Source organism: Viridibacillus sp. FSL H8-0110 (assembly GCF_038003565.1).
Taxonomy (GTDB): Bacteria; Bacillota; Bacilli; order Bacillales_A; family Planococcaceae; genus Viridibacillus; species Viridibacillus arenosi.
In genome coordinates this window covers 3,855,479-3,876,251 of sequence record NZ_JBBOPJ010000001.1, presented here as the reverse complement: position 1 = coordinate 3,876,251, position 20,773 = coordinate 3,855,479, and the positions used below count along the sequence as shown (strand labels likewise).

Below are 20,773 nucleotides of genomic sequence, written 5' to 3'. Positions count from 1 at the left end.
TATACGCTCCCCCTGCATATTATGCGGGAGGAGCGTTTTTTATTTTTTTAGTGTTTAATTTAAAGGAGGAATTGGCTTTGACTAAATATATTTTCGTAACAGGTGGGGTTGTATCATCACTTGGTAAAGGTATTACAGCTGCATCACTTGGACGTTTACTGAAGAACCGAGGATTAGAAGTAACAATCCAAAAATTTGACCCATACATCAATCTTGACCCAGGTACAATGAGTCCGTACCAACACGGGGAAGTTTTCGTAACAGATGATGGCGCAGAGGCAGACTTAGATTTAGGTCACTATGAACGTTTCATCGATATTAACTTAGGGAAACACAGTACAGTAACTTCTGGACGTGTTTACTCTTCTGTTTTGAGAAAAGAACGTCGTGGAGATTATAACGGTGGAACTGTACAAGTTATTCCACATATTACAAACGAAATTAAAGAACGTATCCAACGTGCAGGTCGTGAAACAAGCGCAGATGTGGTTATTACAGAAGTAGGTGGTACAGTAGGTGATATCGAATCACTACCATTCCTAGAAGCTATTCGTCAAATGAAATCAGACCTTGGTGGGGAAAACGTAATGTACATTCACTGTACTTTAATCCCTTACATCAAAGCAGCTGGTGAATTAAAAACAAAACCAACACAACACTCTGTAAAAGAATTACGTTCTTTAGGTATTCAACCAACTCTTCTTGTAGTACGTACAGAACAAGAAGTACCACAAGAAATGAAAGAAAAATTAGCACTATTCTGTGACGTAAAAGCAAGTAACGTTATCGAATGTCAAGATGCAAAACATTTATATGAAGTACCATTAAACCTACAAGCACAAGGTATGGATGATATCGTTCTTGAACACTTTGGTATCTCTGCACCACAAGCAGACATGGTTGAATGGACGTCATTAGTAGATCGCGTATTAAACTTATCTAAAACAGTGAAAATTGCACTTGTTGGTAAATACGTTGAATTACAAGATGCTTATCTATCAGTAGTTGAAGCGTTAAAACACGCTGGATATCCAGTAGATGCAGATATTGATGTAGACTGGATCAATTCTGAAGATGTTACAGCTGAAAATGTTGAAGAATTATTGAAAAATGCAGATGGTATCCTTGTACCAGGTGGCTTTGGTGACCGTGGTGTTGAAGGTAAAATCATTGCAACTCAATATGCACGTGAAAATGACGTGCCGTTCTTAGGTATTTGCCTAGGTATGCAATTAGCAACTGTTGAATTTGCACGTAATGTTCTAAACTTAGAAGGCGCGCACTCATCAGAACTAGATGCGGACACTAAATACCCTATCATCGATCTTTTACCAGAACAAAAAGACGTGGAGGATTTAGGTGGAACACTTCGTCTAGGTCTTTACCCATGTAAATTAAAATCAGATTCTAAAGCTATGGAAGCATATGGTGAAGAAATAGTCTATGAACGTCACCGTCATCGTTATGAGTTTAATAACGAGTACCGTGAAGCATTTGAAGCAGCAGGATTCGTCTTCTCAGGTACAAGCCCAGACGGCCGTTTAGTTGAAATTGTTGAATTACCAGAGAACAAATTCTTCGTGGCATCTCAATTCCACCCAGAATTTATCTCACGTCCGAACCGTCCACAACCATTATTTAGAGAATTCATCGCAGCAGCAGTTAAATAAATTCTGTTTTTGCGTTACAAGACTTGAATATCTTTATATGGCTCGAGTTCAAAATGGTTTTTCAGATTCAATTGAGTAACTAGCATACAAAGTTTGTTAGCTAGAAAAACAAAAGATTTATACAAAGAGACTACTCCACATGTTTAAATGAAGAGTAGTCTCTTTTTTTGTGGAAAATAAATAAATTAGACCATACTATAACAGTAATCATAATCATTCAAATAACTAAAAAACAAAAAAAACCACTCCAAGAATCTATAGAGTGGCCAGAAAAAGTTGGATTATTACTAATCATTAGATAGCATTTCGTCATAAGACATTTTAACAGCTTCGTATACAAACAGTGCAGCGAAACTATATGGCAGTACAATTCGTTCACCGGTATCATTTGGCAATAACCCTTTATTGATGCCTAAAGATACATAGGTATAAGCTAAATCAGCCATCTCGCCACTATCTTCAGCTTTTTCACTTGCAACTACAGCAAATGGAATAAATAAATCGTATAATGAATGTGCCAATTCGAGAGCCTGTGGATCGTTTGCGTGACGAGTGAAAATACATACACGGTCTGTTGATACTAATTTTGTATTTTTAGACCAAGGGTTTAATTTTGTAAAAGGTTCTGCACTGTGCAAAGCATTATCTTCAATTGCTTGCATTTCATCAAAACAAGCAAAATATACAGTTCCTTCAGCGATACCGGCTTGCGCTAATAATCGAGCAGTTTCTTCTATTGCTTCTTCTTGACTAGTCGAAATTCTTTGTAAGAGACCGCCAAGCTGTGTCGACAACATTTTCAACATAATATTCACCTCACGGCTTTTATTATAATAATTGTTCATTTTAAATGCAAAATGAATTATTTTAATGTATTAAAAGGGAAAATGAGGTATATTATCGAATAATACGTACGGGGGAATAAAAAAAGGGAGTATGGTAAAGGTGAAAAAAATACTTATAGTAGATGATCAACAAGGAATTCGCTTACTACTCAATGAGGTGTTCAAGAAAGAAGGCTATGAAACATATCTAGCGGCTAACGGTCTTGAAGCTTTGCAATATATAGATAAAATAATGATGGATTGTGTCTTGTTAGATATGAAAATTCCTGGTATGGATGGAATTGAAATACTAAAACGTATAAATAAACAATTGCCTGACCTGCCTGTACTTATGATGACAGCTTATGGCGAATTGGATTTGATTAAAGAAGCAGAGGCGCTTGGTGCTAAGCATTACTTTACAAAACCATTCGACATCTACGAAGTGCGAGACGTGGTCAATAAAATATTGAAAGATTGATGGTGAGCAGTGGTCAACGACGTATGTTTTTGATATTATGAGTTATGATATTAAGTAACCTTAATACCACGATTCATACTAGAGGAGGAATTTGTAATGGCTTTGGTTTCCATGAAAGAAATGTTGATTAAAGGTAAAAAAGAAGGTTATGCAGTTGGTCAATTCAACATCAATAACCTTGAATTCACTCAAGCTATTTTACTTGCTGCAGAAGAAGAAAAATCACCAGTAATTTTAGGTGTTTCTGAAGGTGCGGGGAAATACATGGGAGGATTTATTGCCGTAGTCCACATGGTAAAAGGCCTGATCGAAAGCTACAAGATTACAGTTCCAGTAGCAATTCACTTAGACCACGGTTCAAGCTTCGAAAAATGTAAAGAAGCAATTGATGCTGGTTTTACATCAGTTATGATTGATGCTTCACACCATTCGTTCGAAGAGAATGTTGAAATCACTTCTAAGGTGGTTGAATATGCACACGCTAGAGGTGTTTCTGTGGAAGCAGAACTCGGCACAGTTGGTGGCGATGAAGATGGAGTAATTGGTGGCATCATGTATGCAAATCCACAAGAATGTAAAAAACTTGTAGAAGCTACAAATATTGATTGCCTTGCACCTGCATTAGGTTCAGTTCATGGTCCTTATCAAGGTGAGCCAAACTTAGGTTTTAAAGAAATGGAAGAAATCTCAAACTTAGCTGACTTACCATTAGTATTACATGGTGGTACTGGTATTCCTTTAAAAGATATTCAACGTTCAATCTCTTTAGGAACAGCTAAAATAAACGTTAATACTGAAAACCAAATTGCTGCTACAAAAGCAGTTCGTGAAGTATTAGCAAATGACACTAAAGTTTATGATCCACGTAAATATTTAATTCCAGCTCGTGATGCTATTAAAGCGACAGTTATTGGCAAAATACGCGAATTCGGAAGTGCTCAAAAAGCATAATTAATTAGGTGAAATGAGGAGAAGTGTTCGGTTAAATTAATCGGCCCTTCTCCTATTTTCCATCATCCAGGGGGATATTATAATGAAATTTTTTATCGATACAGCTAACTTTGAAGAAATCAAAGAAGCGCATTCTTGGGGAATTATCTCAGGTGTAACAACAAATCCATCATTAGTAGCAAAAGAACAAAATATCTCATTCCACGATCGTCTACGTGAAATTGCGGAATTAGTAGATGGTTCTATTAGTGGAGAAGTAATTTCACTAGATGCAGAAGGCATGATTAAAGAAGGTCTTGAACTTGCTGCAATTGCACCGAATATTACTGTGAAACTACCAATGACACCAGCTGGTTTAACAGCTTGTTCTACACTATCAAAAAAAGGCATTAAGACAAACGTTACATTAATCTTTAGTGCAAACCAAGCACTATTAGCAGCTCGTGCGGGAGCAACTTACGTATCTCCATTCTTAGGTCGTTTAGATGATCTTGGCCAAGATGGCATTGAGTTAGTACGCCAAATCGCTGAAATCTTCGCTATTCATGAAATCCCTACGCAAATTATTGCAGCTTCTATTCGTCACCCACAACATATTACAGAAGCGGCTCTTGCTGGTGCACATATTTCCACAACTCCATTTAAAGTTTTAGCTCAATTATTCAAACATCCTTTAACTGATAAAGGAATTGAAGGTTTCTTAGCGGATTGGAATAAGAAAAACGGTTAATAATAATAGAAATATCCGAAGATGAAGGAGATTTACATGGACGTTTATAAAATTAACGGCGACAAGCGTTTGCAAGGTACAATCAAAGTAAACGGCGCTAAAAATAGTGCTGTGGCCTTAATTCCAGCATCCATATTGGCTAATTCACCCGTCACGATCGAAGGCTTACCAGAAATTCTAGACGTTACAACATTGAAAGCCTTACTTGAAGAAATTGGTGGAGAAGTACAATTTTCTGACGGTCATATGGTTATTGATCCTCGAGGAATGGTTGATATGCCTTTACCAAATGGCAATGTCAAAAAACTTCGCGCTTCGTACTATATGATGGGAGCGATGTTAGGACGATTTAAAAAGGCTGTTATTGGATTACCTGGTGGTTGTCATTTAGGACCACGCCCGATTGATCAACATATTAAAGGCTTTGAAGCATTAGGCGCTAAAGTAACAAATGAGCATGGTGCAATCTATTTACGAGCTGATGAATTAGTAGGTGCTAAAATCTATTTAGATGTTAGCAGTGTAGGGGCCACTATTAACATCATGCTTGCTGCAGTTAAAGCAAAAGGACGCACAGTCATTGAAAATGCTGCAAAAGAACCCGAGATTATTGATGTTGCCACGTTACTAACGAATATGGGAGCTAAGATTAAAGGTGCAGGTACGAACGTTATTCGTATTGATGGCGTTGAAGAGTTACACGGTACAAATCATACAATTATTCCAGACAGAATAGAAGCTGGTACATTTATGATAATGGCCGCAGCAATTGGTGATGGTATTATAATCGATAATGTAATTCCTTTACACGTAGAAGCTGTTACAGCGAAACTACGAGAAATGGGCGTCAAAATCATTGAGGAAGAAGAGAGAATCATCATTCCTAAAGTTGAAAAACTTCAGGCTGTTGATGTGAAAACTCTTGTATATCCAGGTTTCCCTACGGATTTACAACAACCCTTTACTGTATTATTAACACAATCTCAAGGTTCATCAGTCGTGACAGATACAATCTATTCTGCCCGTTTTAAACATATTGATGAAATAGCCCGCATGGGAGCAAATGGTAAAGTAGAAGGACGTACAGCCATTATTAATGGTTCGACTAAGCTAGAAGCTGCTACAGTTACTGCTACAGATTTAAGAGCAGGTGCAGCACTGGTTATTGCAGGCTTATTAGCTAAGGGCGAAACAGAAATCCATGACATTTTCCACATAGAAAGAGGCTATAGTTCATTGGTTCCGAAGCTACGTGCGCTTGGTGCAGATATTCGCCGTGAATCGCTACCTTCAGAACAAGAAAACAAAGCCACAAATAGATAAAACTGAAAAAAAGTCGCACAGAATTATCTGTGTGCTACAATAGATTTAGTTTTAAAGGATTCCAACCATTTAATGAGTTGGAAAGCGGGAGGATAAGTTAAAAATGAAACGCAGTTTATCAATGGAAGTAGTACGTGTTACAGAAGCAGCAGCAATTGCCTCAGCAAGATGGATGGGCCGAGGATTGAAAATGGAAGCAGATGACGCAGCAACAACAGCCATGCGTCAAGTATTTGATTCTATTCCTATGCAAGGAACAGTCGTAATCGGTGAAGGTGAAATGGACGAAGCACCAATGTTATATATTGGTGAACAATTAGGTCATGATGAAAATGGACCTCATGTCGATATCGCCGTAGATCCTCTAGAAGGGACGAATATCGTAGCAGCTGGTAGTGGTAACGCACTAACTGTATTAGCAATCGCTGATCGCGGAAACTTACTTCATGCACCTGATATGTACATGGAAAAGATTGCAGTAGGTCCAGAAGCAGCAGGGAAAATTGATATTAATGCACCAGTAATTGATAACTTACGTGCAGTAGCTAAAGCAAAAAACAAAGATATTGAAGACGTAGTAGCGACTCTATTAAATCGTGATCGTCACCAACATATTGTTGATCAAATTCGTGATGCTGGTGCTCGTATTAAATTTATCTCTGATGGAGATGTAGCAGCAGCAATTAACACAGCTTTTGATGAAACAGGCGTAGATATTCTATTCGGAATGGGTGGAGCTCCTGAAGGTGTAATTGCCGCAGTAGCATTAAAATGTCTTGGTGGAGAATTCCAAGGTAAATTAATTCCGTCGAATGATGAAGAGATTGAACGTTGCAAAAAGATGGGTATCGAAGTTAATAAAGTATTATATATGGATGACCTTGTTAAAGGTGACGATGCAATCTTCGCCGCAACAGGTGTTACAGATGGAGAGTTACTAAAAGGTGTTCAATTTAAAGGTGGGCACTGTACAACTGAATCAGTTGTTATGCGTGCTAAATCTGGTACTGTTCGTTTCATCGAAGGACGCCATAGCCTAACTAAAAAACCAAATCTATTTATGGAATATTAAACTTCAATATTAATTGCCCGGCATTTGCCGGGCATCTTCTTAAAGTACATTTCATTCATTTACTCGCAATTCTCACACATCTATGTTGACCAAATTCATCTATACAAAAAACTTATATAAGAGTGGTGCTATGTCTATGACGACAATGACAATTTCTCAGCTTGAAGATATGAAACTGAAAGATTTGTATGCGCTTGCGAGAGATTATAAAATTTCATACTATAGTAAGCTGACAAAAAAAGAATTAATTTTTGCGATTTTAAAATCAAGAGCAGAACAAGAAGGCTACTTCTTCATGGAAGGTGTCCTTGAGATTATTCAACAAGAGGGCTTTGGTTTCTTAAGACCTATAAATTATTCACCAAGCTCTGAGGATATTTATATCTCAGCATCTCAAATCCGTCGATTTAGTTTACGTAATGGTGATAAAGTAACGGGGAAAGTGCGCCCGCCAAAAGAAAATGAGCGCTATTATGGTTTGTTACATGTAGAAGCGGTAAATGGGGAAGACCCTGAAACTGCAAAAGAACGAGTACATTTCCCAGCATTGACACCGCTATACCCGGATCGTCATATTAAACTTGAAACAACTCCTGCAAAGTTATCTACACGTATTATGGATTTAGTAGCACCAGTAGGTTTTGGTCAACGTGGACTTATTGTGGCTCCTCCAAAAGCGGGTAAAACATTACTTTTAAAAGAAATTGCAAATGCAATTACAGAGAAATATCCTGAATCTGAACTTATTGTACTATTAATAGATGAACGGCCTGAGGAAGTAACGGATATTGAGCGCTCAGTAGCAGCGGACGTAGTTAGCTCAACATTCGATGAATTGCCAGAAAATCACGTTAAAGTAGCAGAGTTAGTGTTAGAACGAGCTATGCGATTAGTAGAACATAAGCGAGATGTTATTATCTTAATGGACTCTATTACTCGACTTGCGCGTGCATATAACCTTGTTATTCCTCCAAGTGGACGAACTTTATCTGGTGGTATTGACCCTGCTGCATTCCATCGTCCGAAACGCTTCTTCGGTGCTGCACGTAATATTGAAGAAGGTGGTAGTTTAACAATATTAGCTACTGCATTAATCGATACAGGCTCTCGTATGGATGAAGTAATTTACGAAGAGTTCAAAGGGACAGGTAACTTAGAGCTTCATTTAGATCGTAGTCTAGCAGAACGTCGAATCTTCCCAGCTATTGATATTCGCCGTTCAGGAACTCGTAAAGAAGAACTACTAATTCCAAAAGACCAACTAGATAAACTGTGGGCGATTCGTAAAACATTCTCAGATTCATCAGATTTTGCGGAGCGATTCCTAAAAAAATTACGTCAAACAAAAACGAATGATGAGTTTTTTGAACAGCTAAATTCAGACATGAAGGCTGCTCGAAACGGTAAAGGATTACTGTAAAAACAAAGTTATTTTCTACTAAATTATAAATTCATATAATTTATTTGCTTGCAACACTGTATAGTTTTTGATATAATTCATACAGTATTGCAATAAACGTGTTGCATATGCGGCAAACTAATCTGGGTCGTGTAAGGCAACAGTTCGATAAACTCTGTTCCAGATGGTTCAGGGCGAAAGGAGATCATACACATGAAACAAGGTATTCATCCAGACCATAAAGAAGCAACAGTAATCTGCTCTTGTGGTAACACTTTCAAAACTGGTTCAGTAAAAGAAAAAATCGTAGTAGAATTCTGCAACGAATGTCACCCATTCTATACTGGCCGTCAAAAATTCGCGTCTGCTGACGGACGTGTTGATCGTTTCAACAAAAAATACGGTATTAAATAATTTAACCCGTATATACAAAATACCTGCCCGGCAAGTAATTGCTAGGCAGGTATTTTTCTTGCGCCAAAATGCTTTTTCGTGTAGTATAAAGCTCGTTCGTTTAAAATAAAAAGCTGTGTAAGTGGATTACATAACATAGTTTTTATATAAAAAAAAGAGAAGTATTCTCTCTATTTTTTCGTTATGATGTTGGATATAAGTGTTGAAAGGAGTCTAATTCATGTACGTAATGACTCAAAATGGTTGGATTGAAGTAATATGCGGAAGTATGTTTTCAGGGAAATCGGAAGAACTAATTCGCCGTGTTCGTAGATCTCAATTTGCAAAGCAGAAAATTGCAGTTTTTAAACCTGAAATTGATAATCGTTATAGTGAAGAGGCAGTTGTAAGTCATAATGGCACAACAGTATTAGCAAGACCTATCAAATCTCCCAAAGATATATGGGATCACATTTCAGATGATTTCGATGTAATTGCAATTGATGAAGCACAATTTTTTGAAGATGATATTGTAGAAATCGTTCAACAATTAGCTAATCACGGTTTCCGTGTAATATTAGCTGGACTTGATCAGGATTTCAAAGGAGTTCCGTTCGGTCCGATGCCTAAGTTAATGGCAATCGCAGAGTTAGTAACAAAATTACAAGCAGTATGTAGTGTATGTGGATCACCATCGAGTCGTACACAGCGCTTAATTAATGGACAACCTGCAGGAATCGATGACCCGGTTATATTAGTAGGTGCTTCGGAGGCGTATGAACCTCGCTGTAGACATCACCATGTAGTGCCAGTAGGAAAATCAATTTCTCAGTAAGAGTAGCTTGAAGGCTGCTCTTTTTTTACGTTTAAAATGGAGGTTTTAATTTACATAAATAATCATTTTACCCTAAATTGGATTTTGTTATATTGAGGTATGCTAGTATTAAATATAGTAAATCTATTTTTAAAAGGGGAACATATGAAGAATGTTATACTAATATTGTTTTCGTTTATCGCTTTAATCGCTATTTTCTCAACAGTTCCAGTAACTGCAAAATCGGCAATAAAGAAATCTAGCAAGAAAATAATAGTTATCGACCCTGGCCATCAGCAATATGCCAATATTGATGTTGAACAAATTGGGCCGGGTGCACTTAAAACGAAGTATAAAGTGACAGATGGTACGCATAGTCCCTATACAAACAAAAAAGAATCCAACCTTACTTTAGAAGCATCTAAAATGCTAGGCAATACATTAAAAAAGCGTGGCTATAAAGTAATTTATACACGTACAAAACAAAATGTGAACATAAGTAATCGTGAACGTGCCAATATTGCTAATAAAAGCAAAGCGGACATCTTTTTACGTATACATGCAGATGGGTCCATTGATAAAAAAGAAAAAGGTTTTTCGATTTTAACGCCATCATCAAAAAATCCATACATATCAAAAAGTATTAATAAAAAGAGTCTAGTAATTTCAAATGAAATTATACAAAAGATAGAAAAAAATAAAAAAATTAAAGATATAAAAGGAATTATTTATCGGGATAACCTATCAGGAGCAAATTGGTCGAAGGTACCTGGAGTGTTGATTGAATTGGGTTACATGACAAATAAGGAGGAGGACAAAAAGTTAGCAGATCCATTATATATAAAAAGCCTGACTAATAGTATAGCTGATGGTATTGATCAATATATAAAGAAAAAATAACGATCAATTCTCAAAAGAGTAGCGATAGCAGCTCTTTTTCATTATACTATTGAAGGAGCATATTTCGGCAAATAGCTAATCACAAGTTGATTTAAATAAATTTCCAAAAGAAAGGTCAAGGTGAAAAAATGTTTGATCGCCTACAAGCCGTTGAAGATCGTTACGATCGATTAAATGAATTACTTAGCGACCCTGAGATAGTCAACGACTCAAAAAAACTAGCGAAGTTTTCAAAAGAACAGTCTGATATCAGTGAAACAGTAGAAGTTTATCGAGAATATAAAGAAGTGAAACAACAGTATCAAGAAGCAAAAGAAATGTTTGAGGATAAACTAGACCCTGAAATGCGTGAGCTAGTAAAAGAAGAAGTAAATGAATTAGAAGAGCAAATTACAAAATTAGAAGACCACCTACGTCTTTTATTAATTCCGAAAGATCCTAATGACAATAAAAACGTTATTATGGAAATCCGCGGTGCTGCTGGCGGTGATGAAGCCGCTCTATTCGCCAATACATTATTCCGTATGTATAGTCGATATGCTGAAGCACAAGGTTGGAAAATTGAAGTCATGAACGCCAACCCAACAGAACTTGGTGGCTATAAAGAAATTGTCTTCATGATTAACGGACAAGGCGCATACTCAAAATTCAAATTCGAAAGTGGCGCACATCGTGTACAACGTGTACCAGAAACAGAATCACAAGGTCGTGTGCATACTTCAACATCAACTGTAGTAGTAATGCCAGAAGCCGAAGAAGTAGAGTTAGACATAGCTGATAAAGATATCCGAGTAGATATTTATCACGCAAGTGGTGCGGGTGGACAGCACGTCAATAAAACGGCATCTGCTGTTCGTATGACACATATTCCAACAGGCGTAGTTGTTGCAATGCAAGATGAGCGTTCTCAATTAAAAAACCGTGATAAAGCGATGAAAGTATTACGTGCGCGTGTATATGATAAATTACAACAAGAAGCACAAGATGAATATAATGCAGAACGTAAATCTGCAGTTGGTACAGGTGACCGTTCAGAGCGTATCCGTACTTATAATTTCCCACAAAACCGAGTTACTGATCACCGTATCGGTTTAACAATTCAAAAGCTTGATCAAATTATTGAAGGTAAGATAGATGAAATCTTCGATGCATTAATCTTAGAAGAACAAGCAAACAAACTTGAAAGCCTAAACGATTAATATGACGAGACAAGTATTTGAGGCCCTCAACCGGGCTTCTTCTTTTTTACAAGAAAACGGTCGAGAAGAAGGAGCTGCACGATTACTTTTACAGCATGCATTAAATACATCCTATACAGGATTAATGATCATCATGCGAGATGAAATGACGGAGGCACAGTGGGAAAACTATTTTAACATGATTGAGGAACATAAGAGTGGTCGCCCTATTCAGTATATTACGGGCTCAGAAGAGTTTTACGGTCGAACTTTTAAAGTAGATGAATCAGTCCTAATTCCTCGTCCAGAAACAGAAGAGTTAATCGTAGAAGCACTAAAACGCATTAAGAAACTATTTTCACCTACATCATCCATTCAAATAGCAGATATCGGAACAGGTAGTGGCGCAATTGCAATAACGATGAAAAAAGAAGTACCTCAAGCGACTGTAATCGCAACAGATATTTCTCTAGCAGCACTTACCACAGCCGAGAATAACGCTAATCAATTAGATGCGAAAATAACTTTCAGAGAGGGAGATTTAACAGCACCTCTAGTACATGAACAATGGGATGTTGTGTTATCTAATCCCCCTTATATAGCTTTTGATGAAGCAAAGGAAATGTCTGATATCGTTTTAGAACATGAGCCGCATAGTGCATTATTTGCAGAAGAAAGTGGACTAGCTTTATATCGGAAGCTTGCTGAAGATTTGCCACCTCTTATGAAAACACCAAGTTTTATTGGCGTAGAGATTGGTTATAAACAAGGGAAAGCAGTAGCGGGGTTTTTCAAAGAAAAATTTCCACAGGCCAAAGTAGAAATAGTAAAAGATATTAATCAAAAAGATAGAATGATTTTTTGCGAGATTAGTGAATAAAACATCTGAACCCTGTCTATCCTTGTGACAGGGAGGGATTAAGATGATACCAGATTACAAGAATATCGAAATGCCAAAACAAGAAACAAAAACAATAACAAAAACAAAAATGATGCCAGTGCTACAATTTATTGCAGCCCTGCTTTTTATACAAACACTTTTATTTTTACTACCACAGTGGTTTACGCAGGATACTTCACCAATTGCAGATGCTGATCAAATGAGATTCCGTATTGTTGCAAATAGCAACTCAACACAAGATCAGCTTATTAAACAAGATATGTTAAAAGAAATAGAACCTATTATTAAACAGCTAGCTTTCCAAACAAATGGAACGGGAATGGAACAGAATCTAGCAGTTGTGGAACACGAAATTCAAAATAAATTATCCACAAAATTCAGTCAGCAATCGATACAGGTTTCTAGGAAACAAGAATTATTCCCGGCTAAAAGGTATGAAGGATTTTTATATCCACAAAACTACTATGATGCACTTGTCGTGACAATTGGTAGTGGTAAGGGGGATAATTGGTGGTGCGCGTTATTCCCAAAAGTATGTTATCGCGAAGAAGAACCAAAAAAACCAGAAGAAACAAAAGAGGAAACACAGAAGTTTTTCATATGGGAATGGTTAAAAGATATCTTCTCATAATAGGTTATGCACAATATTTGTAAAATTGTCCACAATATACACAAAGTTATCAACAAATTGTGTATAACTTTCTGAAAACTCTTGAGTGAAGGGAGATACAGAGATGGAAACTAAACGTCTAAATGTGGACATGAATGTGGATAATGGAAAAAGTTATGCACAAGCTGTGGATTTGTTAAATAATGGAGAGGTAGTCGCTTTCCCCACGGAAACTGTATATGGTTTAGGTGCAGTTGCTACGGATGAAGCAGCTGTAAAGAAAATCTTTGCAGCAAAAGGTCGTCCTTCCGACAATCCACTTATCGTTCATATAGGTACTTTCGAAGAACTAGAAAATTACGTCGACCATATTTCGCAAAAAGCAAAACTTTGTATGGAAGCGTTTTGGCCAGGCCCTCTAACAATGATTTTCAAAGCGAAACCAAATGTACTTGCTACTAGTGTTACAGCTAACTTGGATACAGTGGGGATTCGTATGCCTAATCATGCAGTTGCATTACATTTACTCCGACAATTAGGGAAACCAGTAGCCGCTCCAAGCGCGAATAGAAGTGGTAAGCCTAGTCCGACAGAAGGTATCCATGTTGAAGAAGATTTAAATGGAAGTATCCCCATGATTTTGGATGGAGGCACTACAGGTATTGGTGTTGAGTCCACTGTACTAGATCTAACATTGGACACACCTGTTATCTTACGTCCAGGTGGTGTCACAAAAGAAATGCTAGAAGTTGTTATTGGCCCTGTTTCTCAACCGTCACATACAGAACAAAATAGTGGCCAGGCGCCAAAAGCACCAGGTATGAAGTATACTCACTACGCCCCAAATGCTCCCGTTTATTTGATAGAAAAAGAAGAAAAAACAATTGCTAATGCTCTTGAGACTTTACATGAAAAAGGGCTTAAAGTGGCGTTACTAGCACCAGAAAATTTAAGCCATCTAGAAGCTGATTGGTTTTTTACTTTTGGTCAAAAGGATACAAATGAAGAGATGGCAGTTAATCTATATCATGCTTTACGTTCGTGCAATGCAACGACAGCAGATCTTGTTCTTGCTACAACTACTTCAACAGAAGGTGTCGGTGCAGCAATTATGAATCGCCTCGAGAAGTCCGCAGGTGGTAAATGGTATTCAGCAGATATTCAGCTTTAACTGAGGGTGAATTTATCTAGTGGAAGCCATTAATTAATTTCTGATACTAAGCTGTTCTTTCTATATAAAAGAGAGAACAGTTTTTTTGTATATAGATTAAAGAGAAAAAGAGATATACGTAATTTCATCTTGGGACATAATTACACTTTAAACGTGAAGCAACACATTAGAAAGCTAGCATAAAGCCGAACATCCCTTGCATATCGTAAAGAGATATCCAAAAGCAAGGGGGAACAGCGTGCAGGAAATAATAGCAGGTGTTATTACAGCGTTAGATGTACTCGCCCTATTTCTTATTTTACCGAAAGTTCGTTTTCGATTTGCCCTTTCCTGTTGGACAGCCGGTCTCCATGTTATATTTCCACTAATCGGTTTTTATGTAGGGGAATGGGCTGCCCAATATTTAATTACAATTGCCAAGATGCTCTCCGGTGCATTACTCAGTTTGATAGGTCTACAACTCCTATTATCAGCTAGAGTTAAAGAGCCACCCAATCTCTCTCCTATATTATTAGCTGTTACTGCAAGTCTTGATACCTTTTCAGTTAGTGTATCTTTTGGTATGCTTCAACTACAGAAGAGTTTATTTATTATGAGTACGGGTATAACAACTTTTATCTTTTCTTACATCGCTTTATCAATAAAAAGAAAAACACCAGTTAATTTAGGTATAATGTTACAGGTGATAGCGGGTGTTGCATTACTTTTAATGGGGATATTATCTATTATTTAATAATTATATGGAACATTATTACTACTATGATATATAATGAGGAATGAGGGTGTGTAATGAATATTTATTTTATATGTACTGGAAACACTTGTAGAAGTCCAATGGCAGAAGCTATTTTAAAAGCAAAGAAATTAGATGATTTGGAAGTTCGTTCAGCAGGTATTTTCGCAATGCCTGGTGGTGAAATTTCAGAGAATGCTAAAGTGGTGTTATCAGAGGCGAATATTTTTACAGAACATGTTTCAAAACAAATTGAAGCAGAGGATTTACAGTGGGCTAATCTTATTTTGACGATGACATCAGCTCATAAAGAAATGATTTTGCAGGCTTACCCATCTATCTCTGATAAAACATTTACATTGAAGGAATACATTGCGCCATATGGCTCTTATGATGTTTCAGATCCATTTGGAGGAGATGTCCATTTGTATCGTCAAACGTTCCAGGAGTTAAATAAATTAATTGATGCACTCGAAACGAAATTATCGGAGGGCTAACGATGAATAAACGAAGTGTGAAGCATTCTTTTGGATTGAGAAAGCAACTCGTATTATTTGTATCAATTTTAGCAATCATCACTTATTCAACCAGTTTGATTTTTATCGAATATATTCAACCACAATTTTTCCCAAATATTAATCGAGTAATATTTGAAATTATTACTTATGCATTAGGTATTATATGGTCTGGTATTTTAGCAGCAGCATTTAGCTCATTTATTATTAAGCCATTGCAAAATCTAGAGGCTGCTACAAATCGTGCAGCAGAAGGCTACATAGGAGAAGATGTAGATTTACCAAGATCAAATGACGAGATAAGAGCACTGGCAGTAGCATTTCAGTCTATGCTCGAAAATCTCCGCAAAATGGTAGATAGTATTGAACAAAATTTCCAATCGACTAACGAAACGGTGTTAAGTTTATCAAAGGAAACTGAAAATGCAGCTAGTCAAGCAGAGGCAGTCTCTCTTACAATTGCACATATTTCTGAAGGCGCTGAAAGCTCAGCAGTATCTATTCAGCAAACAGCAGAGGCACTTGAAGATATTCAAGTGATAGCTAAGGAAGTTAACGGGCGTGCAGAATTATCCTCGAAACATTCTGAGCGCATGATGAGAGAACTAACATTTACAACAAAGAAAATTGAAGATCTTGTAACAGGCATAAAACAAATTGTCTCAGGCAACAAAGATGCACTTGGAAATATCCATCAACTCGAAAGTAATGCGAAACAAGTTGAACGCATTATCCAATTGGTTGGAGATATTGCTGCACAAACAAATTTATTAGCATTAAATGCGTCAATTGAAGCTGCCCGTGCTGGAGAGCATGGTAAAGGCTTTGCGGTTGTTGCTGAAGAAGTACGGCAATTAGCAGACCAAAGTGCAGAAGCTGTACAAGGTATTACAGGATTAATCCAAACGATGCAATCGGATGTGCATAATGTTGTAGAGCAAATGACTTCTCAAGTAGCTTTTGCAGTTAAAGAGGTAGAGAGAGTGTCAGAAACAACAAACGCAGTAGAAGGAATGACTTCAATCGTTCATGAAATGGCAGATTCCGTTGTTGAAATATCTCAATTCGTGGAAAAACAATTGCATAATATTGAAACAACTGCTCATCAATCTCAAGAAGTAGCTGCCATAGCTCAACAAACATCTGCTGGTGCACAAGAAGTTCGAAGTGTAACGGAGGAGCAAGCTAGGTCAATCGAAGAAATTGATCAATTATCGAAGCATTTGAAAATGCAATCAGAAGAGTTGTATAAAATGATACTGCAATTTGACCGCTCCTAATCAATAATGTGTACATAATGACTATCATGAAAGCCCTGATGTGGCTATTGTGATAGTTTTTTTACTTTTAAAGAAGGTATATTTTAGTTAGAAATAACACTTACTATCTTAAAGCTCAATAATAGCTTGCACGAATTTGCAGATAATTGTATAACAAAATGATTTTAATGACAAATTCATTGAAATCCGAATTAAATACTTATAAATAATGATTTATATTCGGTAATTGAACATTAAAATCTGTGATATACACTATAGAAAGAATAACATTCGTGTTTTTATTTAAAACTTTTATTTAAATACTGTGAAAAATATGTCTTTCTATAGCTAGAAGTGGTAAACTATTGTTGAATAAAATTATCGAAAAGAGGGAACCCATTGAAAATTGCGATTTCATCAGACCATGGTGGCAACAATTTACGAAAAGAGATTATGACACTGCTAGAAGAGCTAGGCATAAACTACGACGATTTTGGACCACAATCCTCTGATTCAGTTGATTATCCTGACTATGCACTACCAGTTGCAGAAGGTGTAGCAAGTGGAAAGTATGATCGAGGTATTTTAATTTGTGGAACAGGCATAGGTATGTCTATCGCAGCTAACAAAGTGAAAGGTATTCGATGTGCATTAGTTCATGATTTATTCAGTGCAAAAGCAACTAGATGCCATAACAATTCAAACGTGTTAGCAATGGGAGAACGTGTAATTGGCCCAGGACTTGCACTTGAAATTGTGAGAACTTGGTTATCTACAGAATTTGAAGGCGGACGTCACGAACGACGCGTTGAAAAACTTGCAGAGATTGAAAACGACTAAGAAGGTCATAAAATATGAACTTACAACAAATAACAGATCAACTACAACAGCTTCTAACTGAGTTAGAGCAACAAGCAACGTTCCGTAAAGGGCAACTCTTTGTTGTTGGTTGTTCAACTTCAGAAGTCAAAGGACAAAAAATCGGTACATCTGGTGGTTTAGAAATAGCAGAAGCACTGTACAAACCATTACATGCATTTGCAGAAAATCACGAATTATCTTTAGCATTCCAAGGTTGCGAGCACCTCAACCGTGCTTTAACTTTAGAACGTAAAGTAGCGGAAGACTACCGACTTGAGCCGGTTTCAGTTATTCCTGCCCAAACAGCAGGGGGCTCTATGTCGACTTACGTATATAATCAGCTTACAGATCCTGTCGTTGTAGAAGAGATACAAGCACATGCTGGTATAGATATCGGTCAAACATTAATTGGCATGCATTTAAAAAGAGTGGCAGTTCCTGTTCGTACTTCCATAACCCATATAGGTGAGGCAGTTGTGACAGTTGCGATAACACGCCCCAAATTAATTGGTGGCGAAAGAGCAGTTTATAAAAAAGACTAGATTACAGGGGGAATATGTATAATGATCAAACTTGCAGCACTAGACACAGCGGTATTTGAAGCAATGGAAGCGGAAAAAGCACGTCAACAAGCCAATATTGAATTGATTGCATCAGAAAACATCGTTTCAGAAGCAGTGATGGAAGCACAAGGTTCAGTATTAACAAACAAATACGCTGAAGGCTATCCTGGCAAACGTTATTACGGTGGATGTGAACACGTGGATGTTGTTGAAAACATCGCACGTGACCGTCTAAAAGAAATTTTTGGCGCAGAATATGCTAACGTTCAACCACACTCAGGTGCACAAGCGAACATGGCCGTATATTTCACAATCCTTGAACAAGGCGATACTGTATTAGGTATGAACTTATCTCATGGTGGTCATTTAACTCATGGTAGCCCTGTAAACTTCTCAGGCGTACAATACAACTTCGTAGAGTATGGCGTAACAGAAGATACAAATGTAATTGACTATGAAGATGTTCGTCAAAAAGCGCTTGAGCATAAACCAAAATTAATCGTTGCAGGTGCATCTGCATACCCTCGTCAAATAGACTTTGCTAAATTCCGTGAAATCGCTGACGAAGTAGGTGCATACTTCATGGTAGACATGGCGCACATCGCAGGTCTAGTTGCTGCTGGTGAACATCCAAACCCAGTACCATATGCTGATTTCGTAACGTCTACAACACACAAAACTTTGCGTGGACCTCGTGGGGGACTTATTCTTTGTAAAGAAGAGTTTGGCAAAAAAATCGACAAATCGATCTTCCCAGGAATCCAAGGTGGTCCATTAATGCATGTCATCGCTGGTAAAGCGGTAGCGTTCGGTGAAGCACAACAACCAGAATTCAAAGAATACATTGGACAAGTTGTGAAAAACGCAAAAGTATTCGGTGAAGCACTTCAAGCTGAAGGCATTAATTTAGTATCAGGTGGAACAGATAACCATTTACTATTATTAGATGTTCGTTCTATGGGGTTAACTGGTAAAGTTGCAGAAGCATTACTTGATGAAGTACAAATTACAGCAAACAAAAATACAATTCCTTTCGAAACAGAAAGCCCATTCGTAACTTCAGGAGTTCGTGTTGGTACAGCTGCAGTTACTTCTCGTGGTTTCAAAGAAGATGATATGAAAGAAGTTGCTTCAATCATTGCATCTGTTCTTAAAAACCCAGAAGATGTAGCGATTAAAGCAGAAGCACAAAAGCGTGTTGCGGCATTAACTACTAAACACCCACTATACGCATAATTTAATAGTTTAATAAACTATAATAATAGTCGAAGCTACTTTTGTTCATTCAAAAGTAGCTTTTTTAATATTCGATCTTAAAAAAGTAGAAATCACTTTTTTAAGATGAGAAGATTTTAAAATAGTTTAAGCAATTATGATAGAGCTAAAATCATACAGCTTTGAAACATCCTTGATGATTATTTAGTTGGCTTTTGATCATGAAACTATTTAAAGAATTCGCCATTCACGAAAAGTGAAATATGTTGAAGCATTATTGATAATATATGTACCTAGTACTTTTGCAATTATCCGTATGATTATTTAATTAGCTAATAATCTCCTCATGTTATCGGTATCAGAAGGGGTTGAAACATTTCAAAGAATAGTGGTTTTATTAGTTTAGGTTGTATAATTGGACAGGGTTACTATTTTAATAAGCCATTAACACTAGAACAAGTTGACGAATTACTCGGCAAAATATAACAAATTAAAAAAACGCAACGGACTCATAGTCAAACTGCGTTTTTCTGGTATAATAGTCAAGATAAATAAAAGTAGGGAGAGGAACACTTTGGGTAAAGTATACGTATTTGACCATCCATTAATTCAACATAAGCTAACATACATTCGCGACAAAAATACAGGAACGAAAGAATTCCGTGAGCTTGTAGACGAAGTGGCAACTCTTATGGCATTTGAAATCACTCGTGATTTACCATTAGAAGAAATTGAAATTGATACACCAGTAACAACAGCTAAAACAAAAGTATTATCAGGTAAGAAGATAGCTATTGTTCCAATCTTACGTGCTGGTATCGGTATGGTAGACGGAGTATTAAAACTAATCCCTGCTGCAAAAGTAGGTCATATCGGATTATATCGTGATCCACAAACTTTAAAGCCAGTCGAGTATTATGCGAAACTTCCTGCTGATGTAGAAGAACGGGACTTCATCATCGTAGATCCGATGTTAGCAACAGGTGGTTCTGCAATTGAAGCAATTAACTCTTTGAAAAAACGTGGTGCTAAAAGTATTAAATTCATGTGCCTAATCGCAGCTCCAGAAGGTGTGAAAGCGATTCATGATGAGCATCCAGAAATCGATATTTATATCGCTGCACTTGACGAAAAGTTAAATGACCATGGTTATATTATTCCTGGTTTAGGTGATGCTGGAGACCGTTTATTCGGTACAAAATAATGCGAA

22 protein-coding genes are annotated in these 20,773 nt (G+C 37.1%); 21 read left to right on the top strand and 1 reads right to left on the bottom strand.

Annotation, left to right across the window (positions count from 1 at the left end; all coding sequences use genetic code 11):
* Window positions 1–77: 77 nt before the first annotated feature.
* Window positions 78–1,670: a CTP synthase gene (locus MHH98_RS19255; RefSeq protein ID WP_038180084.1), complete on the top strand. Its 1,593-nt coding sequence runs from the start codon at window positions 78–80 to the stop codon at window positions 1,668–1,670.
* Between the two features lie 287 nt (window positions 1,671–1,957).
* Here MHH98_RS19255 and MHH98_RS19250 read toward each other — a convergent pair whose 3' ends face one another.
* Window positions 1,958–2,476, bottom strand: a complete 519-nt coding sequence (locus tag MHH98_RS19250; RefSeq protein WP_340713410.1) for a DUF2529 family protein — start codon at window positions 2,474–2,476, stop codon at window positions 1,958–1,960.
* Between the two features lie 139 nt (window positions 2,477–2,615).
* Between MHH98_RS19250 and MHH98_RS19245 the strand changes: the two genes are divergently transcribed.
* The 20 genes from MHH98_RS19245 (at window position 2,616) to upp (ending at window position 20,767) form a co-directional block, all read left to right on the top strand.
* Window positions 2,616–2,975, top strand: coding sequence for a response regulator (locus tag MHH98_RS19245; RefSeq protein WP_038180081.1), 360 nt, complete (start codon window positions 2,616–2,618; stop codon window positions 2,973–2,975).
* 96 nt (window positions 2,976–3,071) lie between these two features.
* On the top strand, window positions 3,072–3,926 hold the full coding sequence (locus tag MHH98_RS19240) for a class II fructose-bisphosphate aldolase (protein WP_076034289.1): 855 nt from the start codon (window positions 3,072–3,074) through the stop codon (window positions 3,924–3,926).
* Window positions 3,927–4,008: 82 nt separating this feature from the next.
* A complete protein-coding gene (gene fsa, locus MHH98_RS19235; RefSeq protein WP_038180078.1) occupies window positions 4,009–4,656 on the top strand; it encodes a fructose-6-phosphate aldolase in 648 nt (215 codons plus the stop codon).
* Window positions 4,657–4,692: 36 nt separating this feature from the next.
* Window positions 4,693–5,979 (top strand): UDP-N-acetylglucosamine 1-carboxyvinyltransferase, encoded by a 1,287-nt coding sequence (locus MHH98_RS19230; protein WP_038180075.1) that lies wholly within the window; start codon window positions 4,693–4,695, stop codon window positions 5,977–5,979.
* A 103-nt stretch (window positions 5,980–6,082) separates the two neighbouring features.
* Window positions 6,083–7,051, top strand: a complete 969-nt coding sequence (glpX, locus tag MHH98_RS19225; RefSeq protein ID WP_038180073.1) for a class II fructose-bisphosphatase — start codon at window positions 6,083–6,085, stop codon at window positions 7,049–7,051.
* Window positions 7,052–7,187: 136 nt separating this feature from the next.
* On the top strand, window positions 7,188–8,471 hold the full coding sequence (gene rho, locus MHH98_RS19220) for a transcription termination factor Rho (RefSeq protein WP_038180872.1): 1,284 nt from the start codon (window positions 7,188–7,190) through the stop codon (window positions 8,469–8,471).
* A 192-nt stretch (window positions 8,472–8,663) separates the two neighbouring features.
* Window positions 8,664–8,864 (top strand): 50S ribosomal protein L31, encoded by a 201-nt coding sequence (rpmE, locus tag MHH98_RS19215; protein WP_038180072.1) that lies wholly within the window; start codon window positions 8,664–8,666, stop codon window positions 8,862–8,864.
* 220 nt (window positions 8,865–9,084) lie between these two features.
* On the top strand, window positions 9,085–9,678 hold the full coding sequence (locus tag MHH98_RS19210) for a thymidine kinase (protein WP_038180071.1): 594 nt from the start codon (window positions 9,085–9,087) through the stop codon (window positions 9,676–9,678).
* Window positions 9,679–9,822: 144 nt separating this feature from the next.
* Window positions 9,823–10,557, top strand: a complete 735-nt coding sequence (locus MHH98_RS19205; RefSeq protein ID WP_051448577.1) for an N-acetylmuramoyl-L-alanine amidase family protein — start codon at window positions 9,823–9,825, stop codon at window positions 10,555–10,557.
* Between the two features lie 128 nt (window positions 10,558–10,685).
* Entirely contained in the window at window positions 10,686–11,756 is a 1,071-nt protein-coding gene (prfA, locus tag MHH98_RS19200; protein ID WP_038180067.1) for a peptide chain release factor 1, read from the top strand.
* A gap of 1 nt (window position 11,757) precedes the next feature.
* On the top strand, window positions 11,758–12,615 hold the full coding sequence (prmC, locus tag MHH98_RS19195) for a peptide chain release factor N(5)-glutamine methyltransferase (RefSeq protein WP_038180065.1): 858 nt from the start codon (window positions 11,758–11,760) through the stop codon (window positions 12,613–12,615).
* 43 nt (window positions 12,616–12,658) lie between these two features.
* A complete protein-coding gene (locus tag MHH98_RS19190) occupies window positions 12,659–13,267 on the top strand; it encodes a stage II sporulation protein R (protein WP_038180064.1) in 609 nt (202 codons plus the stop codon).
* A 103-nt stretch (window positions 13,268–13,370) separates the two neighbouring features.
* The gene (locus MHH98_RS19185) at window positions 13,371–14,417 is read left to right on the top strand and encodes an L-threonylcarbamoyladenylate synthase (protein ID WP_038180062.1); all 1,047 of its coding nucleotides are present in this window, start codon (window positions 13,371–13,373) and stop codon (window positions 14,415–14,417) included.
* 238 nt (window positions 14,418–14,655) lie between these two features.
* Complete coding sequence (locus tag MHH98_RS19180; RefSeq protein ID WP_038180060.1) at window positions 14,656–15,150, top strand: manganese efflux pump; 495 nt, start codon at window positions 14,656–14,658, stop codon at window positions 15,148–15,150.
* A gap of 56 nt (window positions 15,151–15,206) precedes the next feature.
* The gene (locus tag MHH98_RS19175; protein ID WP_038180057.1) at window positions 15,207–15,647 is read left to right on the top strand and encodes a low molecular weight protein arginine phosphatase; all 441 of its coding nucleotides are present in this window, start codon (window positions 15,207–15,209) and stop codon (window positions 15,645–15,647) included.
* A gap of 2 nt (window positions 15,648–15,649) precedes the next feature.
* On the top strand, window positions 15,650–16,945 hold the full coding sequence (locus MHH98_RS19170) for a methyl-accepting chemotaxis protein (protein WP_038180054.1): 1,296 nt from the start codon (window positions 15,650–15,652) through the stop codon (window positions 16,943–16,945).
* Window positions 16,946–17,323: 378 nt separating this feature from the next.
* A complete protein-coding gene (gene rpiB / locus MHH98_RS19165; RefSeq protein ID WP_038180051.1) occupies window positions 17,324–17,764 on the top strand; it encodes a ribose 5-phosphate isomerase B in 441 nt (146 codons plus the stop codon).
* Between the two features lie 14 nt (window positions 17,765–17,778).
* The gene (locus tag MHH98_RS19160; protein ID WP_038180048.1) at window positions 17,779–18,327 is read left to right on the top strand and encodes a TIGR01440 family protein; all 549 of its coding nucleotides are present in this window, start codon (window positions 17,779–17,781) and stop codon (window positions 18,325–18,327) included.
* A gap of 21 nt (window positions 18,328–18,348) precedes the next feature.
* Window positions 18,349–19,584, top strand: a complete 1,236-nt coding sequence (gene glyA / locus MHH98_RS19155) for a serine hydroxymethyltransferase (protein WP_038180046.1) — start codon at window positions 18,349–18,351, stop codon at window positions 19,582–19,584.
* 553 nt (window positions 19,585–20,137) lie between these two features.
* On the top strand, window positions 20,138–20,767 hold the full coding sequence (gene upp / locus MHH98_RS19150; RefSeq protein ID WP_038180043.1) for a uracil phosphoribosyltransferase: 630 nt from the start codon (window positions 20,138–20,140) through the stop codon (window positions 20,765–20,767).
* Window positions 20,768–20,773: the final 6 nt, after the last annotated feature.

Bases quoted from the DNA above. Each gene is read 5' to 3' on its own strand.
- MHH98_RS19250 (WP_340713410.1), bottom strand. From the start codon at position 2,476: ATGTTGAAAATGTTGTCGACACAGCTTGGCGGTCTCTTACAAAGAATT.
- MHH98_RS19240 (WP_076034289.1), top strand. From the start codon at position 3,072: ATGGCTTTGGTTTCCATGAAAGAAATGTTGATTAAAGGTAAAAAAGAA.
- fsa (WP_038180078.1), top strand. From the start codon at position 4,009: ATGAAATTTTTTATCGATACAGCTAACTTTGAAGAAATCAAAGAAGCG.
- MHH98_RS19230 (WP_038180075.1), top strand. From the start codon at position 4,693: ATGGACGTTTATAAAATTAACGGCGACAAGCGTTTGCAAGGTACAATC.
- glpX (WP_038180073.1), top strand. From the start codon at position 6,083: ATGAAACGCAGTTTATCAATGGAAGTAGTACGTGTTACAGAAGCAGCA.
- rho (WP_038180872.1), top strand. From the start codon at position 7,188: ATGACGACAATGACAATTTCTCAGCTTGAAGATATGAAACTGAAAGAT.
- rpmE (WP_038180072.1), top strand. From the start codon at position 8,664: ATGAAACAAGGTATTCATCCAGACCATAAAGAAGCAACAGTAATCTGC.
- MHH98_RS19210 (WP_038180071.1), top strand. From the start codon at position 9,085: ATGTACGTAATGACTCAAAATGGTTGGATTGAAGTAATATGCGGAAGT.
- MHH98_RS19205 (WP_051448577.1), top strand. From the start codon at position 9,823: ATGAAGAATGTTATACTAATATTGTTTTCGTTTATCGCTTTAATCGCT.
- prfA (WP_038180067.1), top strand. From the start codon at position 10,686: ATGTTTGATCGCCTACAAGCCGTTGAAGATCGTTACGATCGATTAAAT.
- prmC (WP_038180065.1), top strand. From the start codon at position 11,758: ATGACGAGACAAGTATTTGAGGCCCTCAACCGGGCTTCTTCTTTTTTA.
- MHH98_RS19190 (WP_038180064.1), top strand. From the start codon at position 12,659: ATGATACCAGATTACAAGAATATCGAAATGCCAAAACAAGAAACAAAA.
- MHH98_RS19185 (WP_038180062.1), top strand. From the start codon at position 13,371: ATGGAAACTAAACGTCTAAATGTGGACATGAATGTGGATAATGGAAAA.
- MHH98_RS19175 (WP_038180057.1), top strand. From the start codon at position 15,207: ATGAATATTTATTTTATATGTACTGGAAACACTTGTAGAAGTCCAATG.
- MHH98_RS19170 (WP_038180054.1), top strand. From the start codon at position 15,650: ATGAATAAACGAAGTGTGAAGCATTCTTTTGGATTGAGAAAGCAACTC.
- MHH98_RS19160 (WP_038180048.1), top strand. From the start codon at position 17,779: ATGAACTTACAACAAATAACAGATCAACTACAACAGCTTCTAACTGAG.
- glyA (WP_038180046.1), top strand. From the start codon at position 18,349: ATGATCAAACTTGCAGCACTAGACACAGCGGTATTTGAAGCAATGGAA.